General features: G+C 69.3%; 15 protein-coding genes. 7 read left to right on the plus strand and 8 right to left on the minus strand.

The genetic code is table 11. From position 1 onward, the window contains the following. Positions 1-51: 51 nt before the first annotated feature. Both ABZ420_RS24830 and ABZ420_RS24835 read right to left on the minus strand, forming a co-directional pair. On the minus strand, positions 52-1,191 hold the full coding sequence (locus tag ABZ420_RS24830) for an ArsA family ATPase (protein WP_357127057.1): 1,140 nt from the start codon (positions 1,189-1,191) through the stop codon (positions 52-54). Continuing rightward, positions 1,188-2,225, minus strand: coding sequence for an ArsA-related P-loop ATPase (locus tag ABZ420_RS24835; RefSeq protein ID WP_357127060.1), 1,038 nt, complete (start codon positions 2,223-2,225; stop codon positions 1,188-1,190). The genes ABZ420_RS24830 and ABZ420_RS24835 overlap by 4 nt, the downstream gene beginning before the upstream one ends. 731 nt (positions 2,226-2,956) lie before the next feature. Between ABZ420_RS24835 and ABZ420_RS24840 the strand changes: the two genes are divergently transcribed. The 3 genes from ABZ420_RS24840 to ABZ420_RS24850 are packed head-to-tail and all read left to right on the plus strand — an operon-like array spanning position 2,957 to position 4,425. Next, positions 2,957-3,118, plus strand: a complete 162-nt coding sequence (locus ABZ420_RS24840) for a DUF4177 domain-containing protein (protein ID WP_085994820.1) — start codon at positions 2,957-2,959, stop codon at positions 3,116-3,118. 17 nt (positions 3,119-3,135) lie between these two features. Then, positions 3,136-3,594, plus strand: a complete 459-nt coding sequence (locus tag ABZ420_RS24845; RefSeq protein WP_357127063.1) for a RidA family protein — start codon at positions 3,136-3,138, stop codon at positions 3,592-3,594. A 39-nt stretch (positions 3,595-3,633) separates the two neighbouring features. Then, complete coding sequence (locus ABZ420_RS24850; RefSeq protein ID WP_357127066.1) at positions 3,634-4,425, plus strand: MBL fold metallo-hydrolase; 792 nt, start codon at positions 3,634-3,636, stop codon at positions 4,423-4,425. Positions 4,426-4,490: 65 nt separating this feature from the next. On the opposite strand, the gene ABZ420_RS24855 is transcribed toward ABZ420_RS24850, so the two are convergent. Then, entirely contained in the window at positions 4,491-5,165 is a 675-nt protein-coding gene (locus tag ABZ420_RS24855) for a Crp/Fnr family transcriptional regulator (protein ID WP_039794544.1), read from the minus strand. Positions 5,166-5,297: 132 nt separating this feature from the next. After that, a complete protein-coding gene (locus ABZ420_RS24860) occupies positions 5,298-5,540 on the minus strand; it encodes a hypothetical protein (protein WP_040864458.1) in 243 nt (80 codons plus the stop codon). Positions 5,541-5,763: 223 nt separating this feature from the next. On the opposite strand from ABZ420_RS24860, the gene nth reads away from it, so the two are divergent. The 4 genes from nth to ABZ420_RS24880 all read left to right on the plus strand — a co-directional run bounded on the left by nth (position 5,764) and on the right by ABZ420_RS24880 (position 9,098). Then, complete coding sequence (gene nth, locus ABZ420_RS24865; RefSeq protein WP_357127093.1) at positions 5,764-6,465, plus strand: endonuclease III; 702 nt, start codon at positions 5,764-5,766, stop codon at positions 6,463-6,465. After that, the gene (locus ABZ420_RS24870) at positions 6,462-7,106 is read left to right on the plus strand and encodes a TlpA disulfide reductase family protein (protein WP_357127069.1); all 645 of its coding nucleotides are present in this window, start codon (positions 6,462-6,464) and stop codon (positions 7,104-7,106) included. Before nth ends, ABZ420_RS24870 begins: the two co-directional genes overlap by 4 nt. Before the next feature lie 85 nt (positions 7,107-7,191). Continuing rightward, positions 7,192-7,908: a CoA pyrophosphatase gene (locus ABZ420_RS24875; protein WP_357127072.1), complete on the plus strand. Its 717-nt coding sequence runs from the start codon at positions 7,192-7,194 to the stop codon at positions 7,906-7,908. Next, on the plus strand, positions 7,905-9,098 hold the full coding sequence (locus ABZ420_RS24880) for a MarP family serine protease (RefSeq protein ID WP_062978082.1): 1,194 nt from the start codon (positions 7,905-7,907) through the stop codon (positions 9,096-9,098). The genes ABZ420_RS24875 and ABZ420_RS24880 overlap by 4 nt, the downstream gene beginning before the upstream one ends. Positions 9,099-9,151: 53 nt before the next feature. On the opposite strand, the gene ABZ420_RS24885 is transcribed toward ABZ420_RS24880, so the two are convergent. The 4 genes from ABZ420_RS24885 to ABZ420_RS24900 form a co-directional block, all read right to left on the minus strand. Continuing rightward, positions 9,152-10,087: an alpha/beta hydrolase gene (locus ABZ420_RS24885; RefSeq protein WP_357127076.1), complete on the minus strand. Its 936-nt coding sequence runs from the start codon at positions 10,085-10,087 to the stop codon at positions 9,152-9,154. A 45-nt stretch (positions 10,088-10,132) separates the two neighbouring features. Further along, positions 10,133-10,639 (minus strand): phage holin family protein, encoded by a 507-nt coding sequence (locus ABZ420_RS24890; RefSeq protein WP_063052025.1) that lies wholly within the window; start codon positions 10,637-10,639, stop codon positions 10,133-10,135. A gap of 33 nt (positions 10,640-10,672) precedes the next feature. Further along, on the minus strand, positions 10,673-11,968 hold the full coding sequence (nhaA, locus tag ABZ420_RS24895) for a Na+/H+ antiporter NhaA (RefSeq protein ID WP_357127079.1): 1,296 nt from the start codon (positions 11,966-11,968) through the stop codon (positions 10,673-10,675). A 166-nt stretch (positions 11,969-12,134) separates the two neighbouring features. Next, on the minus strand, positions 12,135-12,320 hold a 186-nt coding region (locus ABZ420_RS24900; protein ID WP_357127082.1), incomplete at its 5' end, for a hypothetical protein.

The raw sequence follows: 12,320 nt of genomic DNA on the forward strand, positions 1-12,320 counted from the left end.
CGTTTCAGGAGCAATATTTCCGTTCGGAGCAATAGCGGATACGCCTAAGTATCAGGCGGTCGCGCGCGCCGTGCCGGTGAGCTGATCGCCCACGACGCGCAGCGCGTCGAGATCGGACACCTCGAACGGGAGCGCGGTGACCGAGACGATCGGCACCCGCGGATGCGCGCCGGTGAAGCGGTGCAGCAGATGCTGCTCGCGTTTATCGGTGACGACCCGGCGGGCGTGCACCCGCAACACCGCCGCGGTGAGCGGATCGGAATCCGCCACCTGGTCGGCGGCGGTGAGCGCGTGATCGGCGGGCAGCGAACTCAGCACCGGATGGGTGCGGTTGAGCACCAGCCCCGCCAGCGGCATCCGCTCGGTGGAGAGGCGGTCGACGAAGAACGAGGCCTCCCGCAGCGCGTCCGGTTCCGGCGCCGCCACCACGAGGAAGTGCGTACCCGGCTTCGACAGCATGGCGAAGGTCCGCTCGGCCCGCTCCTGGAAGCCGCCGAACAGCGACTCCAGGGATTGCAGGAAGTTCGACGCGTCCTTGAGCATCTGCCCACCGACGACGGTGGACACACCCCGCACCGCCAGGCTCATCGCGCCGGTCACGAGACGGGTCACGCCCCGGCCGGGCGCCATGATCACCCGGATCATGCGGCCGTTGAGGAAGTTGCCCAGCCGCTTGGGAGAATCCAGGAAGTCGAGGGCGTTGCGCGAAGGCGGGGTGTCGACCACGATCAGGTCCCACTCGCCCCGGTGGGCCAGCTGCCCCAGCTTCTCCATCGCCATGTATTCCTGTGTGCCGCCGAAGGAGGAGGCGACCGTCTGATAGAAGGGGTTGGCGAAGATCTGCTCCGCTTTCTCCCCGCTGGTGTGCTCGAGCACCATGTCGTCGAAGGTGCGGCGCATGTTGAGCATCATCGCGTGCAGTTCGCCCTTGGCCTCGGGGCCGAGCGCCACCCGCTGGGGGTTGTTGCCGAGGTCGGCGACGCCCAGTGACTGGGCCAGCCTGCGCGCGGGGTCGATGGTGAGCACCACGACCTTGCGGCCTTCCTCGGCGGCGCGCAGCGCGAGGGCGGCGGCGGTGGTGGTCTTGCCGACGCCACCGGAGCCGCAGCAGACCACGACCCGGGCGGACGGGTCGGCGATGATCCGCGAAATATCCAGCGGGGCAGCCGTGGGATGGGTCGGCGTGCTCATCGGACTCCCTGTGCGGTGAGGTGTTCGGCTAGTTCGTACAGTCCGCCCAGGTCCATCCCGTCCGGGAGGGCGGGCAGGTAGAGCCGGGAGATGTCGACCTTGGCCAGTTCCTCGGCGCTGTCGTCCTGTGCTTGCAGCGTGGCGGCATGCTCGATCGTTTCGGTGAGCAGCCCCTGGAAGTCGCCGTCGGTGACGGTGATGCCCGCGGAGGTGAGGCCCGCGCGGATGGCGTCGGCGTCCAGTTCGCCGCGAGCGGCCTGGGCGCCCAGTTCGGGCGGGAGTTGGCCTTCGGTCGCGCGGTTCACGATGACGGTGCCGATGCGCAGGTCGGCGGCGGTGAGTTCGGCGATCGCGTCGGCGGTCTCCTGCACCGGCAGCGCCTCCAGCAGCGTGACCAGGTGAATCATGGTCTGATCGGAGTGCAGCAGCCGCGACACGCCCTCGGCCTGCGAAGCGATCGGCCCGCCCTTGGCCACCTCGGCCATGGCCTTGGTGACGTCGAGGAAGCCGGCGATCCGGCCGGTGGGCGGTGCGTCGACCACGATTTCGTCGTAGACCCGCCTACCGGATTTGTCCACGCGAACCGCGCATTCCTTGATCTTGCCGGTCAGGATGACGTCGCGCAGACCGGGCGCGATCGTGGTGACGAACTCGATGGCCCCCATCCGGCGCATCGCGCGGCCCGCGAAGCCGAGGTTGTAGAACATGTCGAGGTATTCGAGGAAGGCGTGCTCGATGTCCAGCGCCAGCGCGACCACTTCGCCGCCGCCGTCGGCGGTGGCGATCCGTGTCTCGGTCGGCGGCAGCGGCGGCAGGTCGAACAGCTGCGCGATCGATTGCCTGCTCTCCACCTCGACCAACAGCACCCGGCGCCCGCCCGCGGCGAGCGCCAGGGCCAGCGCTGCGGCAACCGTCGACTTGCCCGTGCCTCCCTTGCCGGAGACGTAGTGCAAGCGGGCCTGCTCAGCGCGCTTCGGCCACCTTGTGTCCAGTCCCGGCTCCGCCGAAAGCGGCCCTGCAGTTGGTACTCCCACGATCGCGAGCCTATAACTGGTCCGCCACAGCGGGGCACCGGCCGTACCAGACGGGTGGGTCACACGGGCCGGTCCCAGCTCTCACCCCCGCCGCCGCTCGAGACCCGGCACACCCGGCGAAGTGGCCGTCTCCCTCATGAATCGCCATCGCACTATGCGAAGCCACCAGGGGTGATCCGGACCAGGTTCCCACTCCACCGTCCCTGTCTTCGCAGCAAGGCCACACCGAGCATCGTTCGTTCGCGGGCTGAATGCCGAGCCGTAGAACAACCATCCCGCACCGTGCAAGGTGATGATCAACTCGCTCGAGCCGCATGCTCTATATCCGGCACCTGAATACCGACGCGCCCAGCGCACCCCAACCATGTTCTTCGAGCGAAGCGAGACCGAGCATCCCGTTGACGTCGGCAAATCAACACAGCGCTCGCATGCGAGAGCGGCCGCACTTCCACGGAGGACCATCCCGCACCGGGCGGGGTGATGATCAACTCACTCGAGCCGCACGCCCCATATCCGGCGTCCGAATACCGACGCCCCCAGCGCACCCGAACTCCGGGTTTCGAGCGAAGCGAGACCGAGCATGCGCCGTTCGCGGCCCGGCTCGCGTGTGCGCGGCCGTCGCGTCCGCGACGAAGTCGCCAGCGGCGGTCGCGCACACGCGAGCCACAAAGGGGCCGCGAACACGCAGCGCCGAAGGCGCTGCAAATCCAACACAGCTACGCTTCTCGCTCATGAGTGATACGACCCTGTGGGAGTACGCGACCGTGCCGCTGCTGACGCATGCGACCAAGCAGATTCTCGATCAGTGGGGAGCCGACGGCTGGGAGCTGGTCACCGTGCTGCCCGGTCCGACCGGTGAGCAGCACGTCGCCTACCTCAAGCGGCCCAAGTAGCGAAGGACGGTGACGCGATGACCCAGTGGGAGAAGAACCTCGCCGAGCTCGGAATCACCCTTCCTCCGGTCGCGGCCCCGGTCGCGGCCTACATTCCCGCGATCCGTACCGGGTCGCTGGTCTACACCTCCGGTCAGTTGCCGTTCGTGAACGGCCAGTTGTCCGCGGTCGGCAAGGTCGGCGCCGAGGTCTCGATCGAGGAGGCCGAGGAGGCTGCCCGGCTGTGCGCCCTGAACGCGCTGGCGGCGGTGCACGACCTGGTGGGCCTGGACGCGGTGGTGCGGATCGTGAAGGTGGTCGGGTTCGTCGCCTCGGCACCTGGATTCGGCGATCAGCCGGTTGTGATCAACGGCGCGTCGGAGTTCCTCGGCCAGGTCTTCGGTGACGCGGGCAAGCACGCCCGCTCGGCCGTGGGCGTCTCCGAACTTCCCCGCAACACTCCGGTCGAAGTCGAACTGATCGCCGAGGTGCGCTAGACCGGAACTGTCGGCTCCGTTTCTATCCGAGGTTTTGCGATGACGTTGACTCACCCCGCCTACGGGCAGCTCCGGCAGGTCACCGAGACGGCGGCGGTGCTGCTCGCCGACAATCCGGGGCAGATGACCTTGGACGGAACCAATACCTGGGTCCTGCGCGCGCCGGGACGGTCGGACTGTGTGGTGGTGGACCCGGGACCGAAGGACAAGTCGCACACGGCCGCGATCGCCGAGGCCACCGGTGGCCGGATCGCGCTCACGCTGATCACCCACCGCCATCACGACCACACCGGCGGTATCGATCGGCTGGTCGAGCTGACCGGGACGCCGGTGCGCGCCAAGGACTCCGGCTTCCTGCGCGGCTCGTCCGCTCCCCTCGTCGACGGCGAGGTGATCGAGGCGGCGGGCCTGCGCATCACCGTGCTGGCCACGCCGGGTCACACCGGTGACTCGGTGAGCTTCGTCCTCGACGACGCGGTGCTGACCGGCGACACGATCCTCGGCGCGGGCACAACCGTGCTGGACTCCAGCGACGGCACGCTGGCCGACTATCTGTCCTCGCTGGACCGATTGATCGAGGCGGGCCAGGGCAAGGCGTTGCTGCCAGCGCACGGCCCGGACCACCCGGATCTGGAACCGGTCGCCCGGTATTACATCGCGCATCGGCACGAGCGCCTCGGTCAGGTGCGGGAGGCACTGCGGGTTCTCGGCGCGGACGCTGGCGCGATGGCGGTCGTGCGGCGCGTGTACGCCGACGTGGACAAGCGGCTGTGGCCCGCGGCGCGCAGTTCGGTGCAGGCGCAGCTGGAATACCTGCGCGTGCACGGCTAGCCGGAACGACAGAACGCCGGGTTCAGTGGAGCGCTGAACCCGGCGTTCGGCGTGGAGTCCGTGCGTTACCGGGCGCGACGGGCCAGGCGCTCGGAATCGGAGATGAGCACGCTCTTGCCCTCCAGCCGCAGCCAGCCGCGGTGCGCGAAGTCGGCGAGCGCCTTGTTCACGGTCTCGCGGGAGGCGCCGACCAGCTGGGCGATCTCCTCCTGGGTCAGGTCGTGGGTGACCCGCAGCGCGCCCGCCTCTTGGGTGCCGAAGCGCTGTGCGAGCTGCAGCAGCGCCTTGGCGACCCGGCCGGGGACGTCGGTGAAGATCAGGTCGGCCAGGTTGTTGTTGGTCCGGCGCAGGCGGCGGGCGAGAACGCGCAGCAACTGCTCGGCGATCTCGGGCCGCTGGTCGATCCAGGTCTTGAGGGCGTCGCGGTCCATCGTCACCGCACGCACCTCGGTCACCGTGGTGGCGGTGGAGGTGCGCGGGCCCGGATCGAAGATCGACAGCTCGCCGAACATGTCGGACGGGCCCATGATGGTCAACAGGTTCTCGCGGCCGTCGGGCGAGCGGCGTCCGATCTTCACCTTGCCGGACGTGATGATATACAGCCGGTCGCCCGGCTCACCCTCGTTGAAGATGACATGACCGCGCGGGAAATCCACCGGCTGAAGTTGCTTGGCGAGGGCGGCCACCGCAGTGGGCTCGACGCCCTGGAAGATGCCTGCTCTGGCGAGGGCCTCGTCCACGAATGTGCTCCTTAGGGAAATGGCTCTGTACTGGACCGAAGCGACTCGGCCAACAGCGCAGTCTACGCGGCGTCACTACAGCGTAGTGACGGACACCACGTAACGAGTGGATTGCGCGGCGCGCACGCCGGGTCAGCTCGCGCGGGCCACGTCCATCTCGTCACCGCGGGAGCGACGCCTGCGCATCCGGGCCACGGCGGCGGGCAGACCGAGCTTCGTCAGCTCTTTCACCTCGGCGTTACTGGCCTTGTCCAGGTACTGCTGAACCTCTTCGTCGGGTTCGAGAAGCTTGCGGAGCCGGTTCTCGACCCGCTCCATACCCAGTGCGAACAGCATCAGCACCACTGGGAAGAGCACCACAGCGAGTCCTTGCATGACGAGCAGTAAACACCGTCGAGGTCTCAGATGGAACACGGCAACTGAACTGGAAGGGCAACGTTGTCTGCCGATTCCGTATGGTGGACGCGTGCGCGTCTCCCCCTCCACCGCCGCCGGGAACGGGCTTGCCCCCGGCTCCGATCCCAACGGAACGCCGCCGGTCGCCGCCGCGGCTCCACAACGGAAAACCAGGGCGCGACAGGCGGAAACCCGGCTCGGGCTGGTCCGCCGCGCGCGCCGGATGAACCGCGAACTGGCGACCGCTTTCCCCGACGCGCATTGTGAGCTGGATTTCACCACACCGCTCGAATTGGCGGTCGCGACAATACTTTCGGCACAGTGCACCGACGAGCGGGTGAATCTCACCACGCCCGCGCTGTTCGCCCGGTACCCCGACGCCCGCGCCTACGCCGAGGCAAACCGCGCGGAGCTGGAGGAATACATCCGGCCGACCGGCTTCTTCCGGAACAAGGCCGCCTCGCTGATCGGACTCGGCCAGGCGCTGCTGGAACGATACGACGGTGAATTGCCTCACACCCTGACCGAACTCGTCCAGCTGCCCGGCATCGGGCGCAAGACCGCCAACGTCATCCTCGGCAACGCGTTCGGTGTGCCTGGCATCACGGTCGACACCCATTTCGGCCGTCTGGTGCGCCGCTGGGGATGGACCGACGAGGAAGACCCGGTCAAGGTCGAGCACATCGTCGGCGCGCTGATCGAGCGCAAGGAATGGACGATGCTCTCGCACCGGGTGATCTTCCACGGACGGCGGGTCTGCCATTCGCGCAAGCCGGCGTGCGGCGCTTGCGTCCTGGCCAAGGACTGCCCGTCGTTCGGTATCGGGCCGACCGATCCGGAGGCCGCGGCCAAGCTGGTGAAAGGGCCGGAGCGCGAGCATCTGCTGGAGCTGGTGGGCCGGTGAGCTCGGAGCCCTCGGGCCGAAGGAGGAGGGGGCATACGTGGCGCTGGGCACTGGCAGGTCTGATCGTGGCGCTGGCGCTGGCGGTCGCGGTGTGGCCGCGCGGCGACGACGCGACGGAGGAGCCGCAGTCGCCCCCCGCCGCCTCCGGCGTCTCCGATGACCTGCGCGCCGCCGCCCATTTGCCCGACTGTCCCGGCGCCGCCGCCACCGGCAGCGGGCCGCTGGCCGGGATAACGCTGGATTGCCTGGCGAACGGCAGGCCGGTGGACCTGGCCGCCGCGCTGGCGGGCAAGCCCGCTCTGCTGAACCTGTGGGCCTACTGGTGCGCACCGTGCGCCCAGGAGTTGCCGTATTTGCAGCAATACGCCCAACGCGCCGGGAACGCGATTACCGTGCTGACCGTGCACAGCGACCCTGATGAGGCCAAGGCACTGTCCCGGCTGCGTGGGCTGGAGGTGCGGTTGCCCGGCGTTTCGGACGCCGACGCGCGAGTGCGTACGGCCGTCGGGGCTCCCGCGGTGTTGCCGATCTCGGTGCTGGTGCGTGCCGACGGATCGGTCGCCGACGTCGTGGTGCGGCCTTTCGGCGGGGTGGATGACATCGCGAATACGGTCGCGGGCAAGCTCGGAGTGGCCGCGTGACAATGCGGGTGGACGAATCAATGGTGGAGGTGACGGTGCGGGCGTGCACGCGGGCCGGTGAGCGAATGCGCGGGGGAGGTGTGTGTTGAGCATCGAAATGCCGCCCGGCATCCCGGAATGGCTGACCCGCTCGGCCGAACCGGCTACCGAGAACGCCGACACCCTGACCAGGGAGCGTGTGCTGCGCCGCGCCCTGACCCTGACTTCGAAGCCGCGGCAAGCGGCGGTGCTCGTACTGTTCGGCGGCTCGCCCGAGCCGGACCCGGCCGCGCCCGGCGGACTGCCCGCCGACGCGGAGGTGCTGCTCACCCAGCGCGCCTCCACCATGCGCCAGCACCGAGGCCAAGTAGCCTTCCCCGGCGGTGCGGTCGACCCGGGCGACGCCGGGCCGATCGATACCGCGCTGCGCGAAGCGTGCGAGGAGACCGGTCTCGACCGTTCCGGTGTCGAGCCGTTCGCGGTGCTGCCGAAACTGTTCGTGCCGCCGTCTCGCTTCGACGTCACGCCGGTGGTCGCGTACTGGCGCACGCCGGGCGCGGTGGGGGTGGTCGACCGGAGCGAGACCGAGCGGGTCGTGCGCGTCCCGCTCGCGCAGCTGCTGGATCCGGCCAACCGCTTCCTGGTCCGCAGCCCCATGGGCTATCAGAGCCCGGCGTTCCAGGTCGACGGGATGCTGGTCTGGGGTCTGACCGGCGGCATCCTCGCCGGGATCAGCAAGGCCTGCGGCTGGGACCGAGCATGGGACCACGGGGACGTTCGTGATCTGGAGACCGCACTCGCCGCCGTGGGGATGACGTTATGAGTTCGTCGGCCTGGCTCGACATCGCCGTCGTGCTGTTGGCGCTGCTGGCCGCCTCCTCGGGATGGCGTCAGGGCGCGGTGGCCTCCGCGCTGGCCTTCCTCGGTGTGGTGCTCGGCGCGGTCGCGGGCATTCTGATCGCGCCGCACATCCTGGTGCACGTCGACGAGGGCCGCACCAGAGTGCTCACCGGTGTGCTGCTGATCGTGGTGCTGGTGATCGTCGGTGAGGTCGCGGGCATGGTGCTGGGGCGCGCCGCGCGCAGCGGCATGCGTCATCCGTTCACGCGCAGCGTGGACAGCGCGGTCGGCGCGGTGTTGCAGGCGGTCGCCGTGCTGGTCACCGCGTGGCTGCTGGCACTGCCGCTGGCCACGTCGTCGCAGCCGGCCATCGCGACGGCGATCAACGGCTCGCGGGTGCTCGCCGATGTCAACGACGTCGCGCCGAACTGGCTGCGCAGGCTGCCCAACGAGTTCTCCAAGCTGCTCAACACCTCCGGCTTGCCGGACGTGATCGGGCCGTTCGGTCGGGCGCCGATCGCGGCCGTGGAACCCCCCGATCCGAGCGTGCTGGCCAGCCCGGTCGCGGCCTCGCTCCAGCAGAGCGTGCTGCGCATCCGCGGGGTCGCGCCGAGTTGTCAGCGGGCGCTGGAGGGCTCGGGCTTCGTCATCGCGCCCGAGCGCGTGATGACCAACGCCCACGTCGTCGCGGGCACCACGAGCGTCGCGGTGGACACCCCGCGCGGCCCGCTGGACGCGAACGTGGTCCTGTTCGACCCGTCCAAGGACGTCGCGGTGCTCGCCGTGCCCGGTCTCACCGCCCCGGTGGTCCCGCGCGCGCCCGCGCCCGCGCGGTCGGGCGACAGCGCGATCGTGCTCGGTTACCCCGGTGGCGGCCCCTACACCGCGAGCGCCGCCCGGGTGCGCGAGACCCTGGATCTGACCGGTCCGACCATCTACCGCAACGGCACCGTCGAACGCGAGGTCTACACCGTCCGCGGCCAGGTCAGGGCGGGTAATTCCGGTGGGCCGCTGGTGGATACCGACGGGCAGGTGCTCGGCGTGGTCTTCGGCGCCGCCGTCACCGACGACGACACCGGTTACGTGCTCACGCTCGCGGAGGTCCGCGCGCAGCTCGACGCGGCCGAACGGGTCAGCGCCGCGGTGGACACCGGCGCCTGCGTTCTCAGCTGAATCGGCGTCCCCGGCCACAGGTAATTCGTGGCCGGGGAGGCATTTCCCGCGGCTCAGGCCAGAAGTTTGGCCAGTTCCGTCGTCACGGCGTCCGGGTTCTCCTGGTGGGCGAAGTGCCCCGCCGCCGGGATGGTGACCAGTCGCCGCTCCGGTGAGAGATGAGGATCGCGGCGGAAGGTTCCCGCCAGCACGTACGGGTCCAGATCGCCGCGCAGGGCCAGGACCGGGATGCGGATGGGTTCGCGCATGGTCGCCATGAACCGGCGGCCGTCCGGACGCCACTGACTGCGGAAGGCCCAGCGCTGGTACTCCAGCGCACAATGCGCGGCGCCGGGAATCCGGATCGCCGAACGCATCCGCTGGGCGGTGTCGACGAATTCGGCGGTGCCGGTCCATCCCGCGCTCACCCGCTGACGCAGCAGCCGCTCCACCTCGAAGCCGTCGGCGGTGGTCAGCAAGTGTTCGCCGTACCGGGGCAGCTGGTAGCGAAGGAAGTTCGGCAGCCAGGCCGCGCGCTGGCGGCGGTTGCGCAGCACGGAACTCTTCAGCGCCGACGGATGCGGCGAGCCGACCAGCGCGATCGAGCGAACCAGTCGCGGATGCAGCACTGCGGTGGTCCAGCAGACCAGTCCACCGTCGGCGTGCCCGACCAGCGTCGCCTCGGTGTAGCCGAGCGCCCGGATGAGGCCTGCGACGTCACCGGCGAGCGTCCAGCCGTCGTAGCCGCGCGGCGGCTTGTCGCTGTCGCCGTAGCCGCGCAGGTCGACGGCGACAACGCGGTAACCGAGATCGGCCAGGCCGGTCAATTGGTGACGCCAGGACCACCAGAAGTCCGCGAAGCCGTGCAGCAGCACGACCAGCGGAGCGTCGGCCCGCTCGGGCGCCGCGTCCACCACGTGGAATCGAATGCCATTGGCGCGCACGTCCCGATGCGTCCACGGTCCGTCGTAACGGACGCTGGACGGATCCGGAAGCAAGTTCGCCGACACGGCGACCGAGCCTAGTAGCCGTCGTACCGGCTCGCGCACGCGCGCCTAGGAAGCGGGCTTCTCCAGGGCGAGACGGTCGTCGTGCGCGGACGCGCCCAAGCTGTGCGGCAGCACCGTGCGCGCCTGCTTGAGCGAATCGATCGTCTTCTCCGGCGCGCGCAGTTTCTTCACCCGCCGGTATCCGAGGAACGCCAGTGCCGCGGTGGCCACGACCATCAGCAGGAAGACGATCAGGAAGGCCGCCCAGCGCGCCAGCCACACGTCGAGCAGTTCGCCGAGGAAGAAGAAAAAGAAGAAGGTGCTGAACAGCAGCACGGTGAGCGCGAGGATGAAGTAGACGCTGCCCTGCAGGCCCTTCTTGATCTCACCGGTGACCTCGGCCTTGGCCAGTTCGACCTCGGCGCGCACCAGGGTCGACATCTGCTCGGCGGCGTCGCGGACCAGGCTCCCGAAGCTCGCGGAGCCGAGCGGATCGGCGTCTGTGAGGGGAATGGAGGTGACCGTACGACCGCGCTCCGCGCCGCTCCCGTTACCGCCGTGGTTGAAACTCACTTGGTCGACCCTTCTCCCTGTCCCGGCACTGCTTCAACTCCCGTTCGATCGGCGGCGCTCCCGGTGCCCTCCGTGGTCACGCAGGCTACCGCCTCCGGGCGGATCGCTCGTGCCGCCGTACTGTTCACGTTCTAGCGCACGGGCGTCCCGCCGAGCCTGGTGGACACGCCCACGCCGCAACAGTAGCGCCGAACCGGCGAGCGACGCCGCCATTGATGTGACCAACACAGCGGCTTTCGCCAACTCGACGTCCGCGACATCGGCGAGCGCGAGTTCCGCCACGAGAAGGCTAACCGTGAAGCCGATCGCGCCGAGCACCGACAGGGCGAACATGTCCCGCCAGCCGAGCCCGCTGGGGCGCTTCGCGACGCCCAACCGGATTGCCACCCAGCTCATCCCGAAGATCCCGAGGGGCTTGCCAACAAGGAGCCCGAGAATCACGGAGAGCGCGAGCCGATTGGTGTACAACTCGCCGAATACCGTGGGATTCAACGGAACCCCGGCGGCGAACAGGGCGAACAGCGGAACGCAGAACCCGGCGGAGACCGGCTGGAAGAGGTGCTCGAGCCGGGTGGCGGGCGTTCGGCGTTCTCCGGGATCCGGGCGCACCCGGGTGAGCAGGCCGAGCGCGACGCCCGCCAGCGTGGGATGGATGCCCGCCTCGTGCAGCGCGTACCAGGACACCAACGCCAGCGGGACATAGAGCCAGGGCGTGCCGATCCGCGCGCGTTGCCCCATCGACCACCCGGCGAAGCATCCGGCCGCGACGAGCAACCACAGCAGCGACACCGCGGTGGTGAACAGCACCGCGATCACGACGATCGCCATCAGGTCGTCGACCACCGCGAGACTGAGCAGGAACACCCGCGCGCCCGCCGGGATGCGCGAACCGGTCAGCGCCAGCACGGCGAGCGCGAACGCGATGTCGGTGGCGACCGGGATGGCCCAGCCGCGCTCCATGCCGGGGATGCCGAACCCGACGACCGCCGCGATCAGCGCGGGGGTGACCACGCCGCCGATCGCCGCGATGACCGGCAGGGTGGCGCGTCGGCGGTCGGCGAGTTCGCCGACGACCAGTTCACGTTTGAGTTCCAGTCCGGCGACGAAGAAGAACACCGCCAGCAGGCCGTCCTCGGCCCAGTCGGCCAAGGTCAGGTCCAGGTGCAGCGGCGGGATCGCGACGACCGTCTCGGTCATCGACACATAACTCGCTGCCCAGGGCGAGTTCACCCACAGCAACGCGATCGCGGCCGCGATCAGAAGCAGTGCGCCGCCGAAGGTTTCCGTGCGGAGGTAGCGGGACAATTCCGAGTGCACTCGCGTGATCACGGGAAACCTTTCGGGCGGCGATCGGGCAGCACTGCGGCGCCACCCGCCGGAACCGGCTCAACGGGTGCGCGACCGCTCGCCGACCAGACTTCCCGGCACACCTCACGCAATCTTAACGGGTGCGGCCGGTGACAGGTCCGCCACCGGCCGTCTCAGCGCTGCTCGGTCAGTCCTTGCCTGCCCGGATCGCCTCGAAGACGCTCGGGTCGACGAGGGTGGAGGTGTCGCCGAGTTCGCGTCCTTCGGCGATGTCGCGCAGGAGGCGGCGCATGATTTTGCCGCTGCGGGTTTTGGGGAGTTCGGGGACGATGTGGATTTCGCGGGGTTTGGCGATGGGGCTGATGTGGTGGGC

This window comes from Nocardia sp. NPDC005745 (assembly GCF_040630775.1).
Taxonomy (GTDB): Bacteria; Actinomycetota; Actinomycetes; order Mycobacteriales; family Mycobacteriaceae; genus Nocardia.

What these genes read in the sequence shown, in the direction of transcription:
- ABZ420_RS24845 (WP_357127063.1), top strand. Translation starts at nt 3,136, where the DNA reads ATGACCCAGTGGGAGAAGAACCTCGCCGAGCTCGGAATCACCCTTCCT.
- ABZ420_RS24830 (WP_357127057.1), bottom strand. Translation starts at nt 1,191, where the DNA reads ATGAGCACGCCGACCCATCCCACGGCTGCCCCGCTGGATATTTCGCGG.
- ABZ420_RS24860 (WP_040864458.1), bottom strand. Translation starts at nt 5,540, where the DNA reads ATGCAAGGACTCGCTGTGGTGCTCTTCCCAGTGGTGCTGATGCTGTTC.
- ABZ420_RS24840 (WP_085994820.1), top strand. Translation starts at nt 2,957, where the DNA reads ATGAGTGATACGACCCTGTGGGAGTACGCGACCGTGCCGCTGCTGACG.
- ABZ420_RS24850 (WP_357127066.1), top strand. Translation starts at nt 3,634, where the DNA reads ATGACGTTGACTCACCCCGCCTACGGGCAGCTCCGGCAGGTCACCGAG.
- ABZ420_RS24880 (WP_062978082.1), top strand. Translation starts at nt 7,905, where the DNA reads ATGAGTTCGTCGGCCTGGCTCGACATCGCCGTCGTGCTGTTGGCGCTG.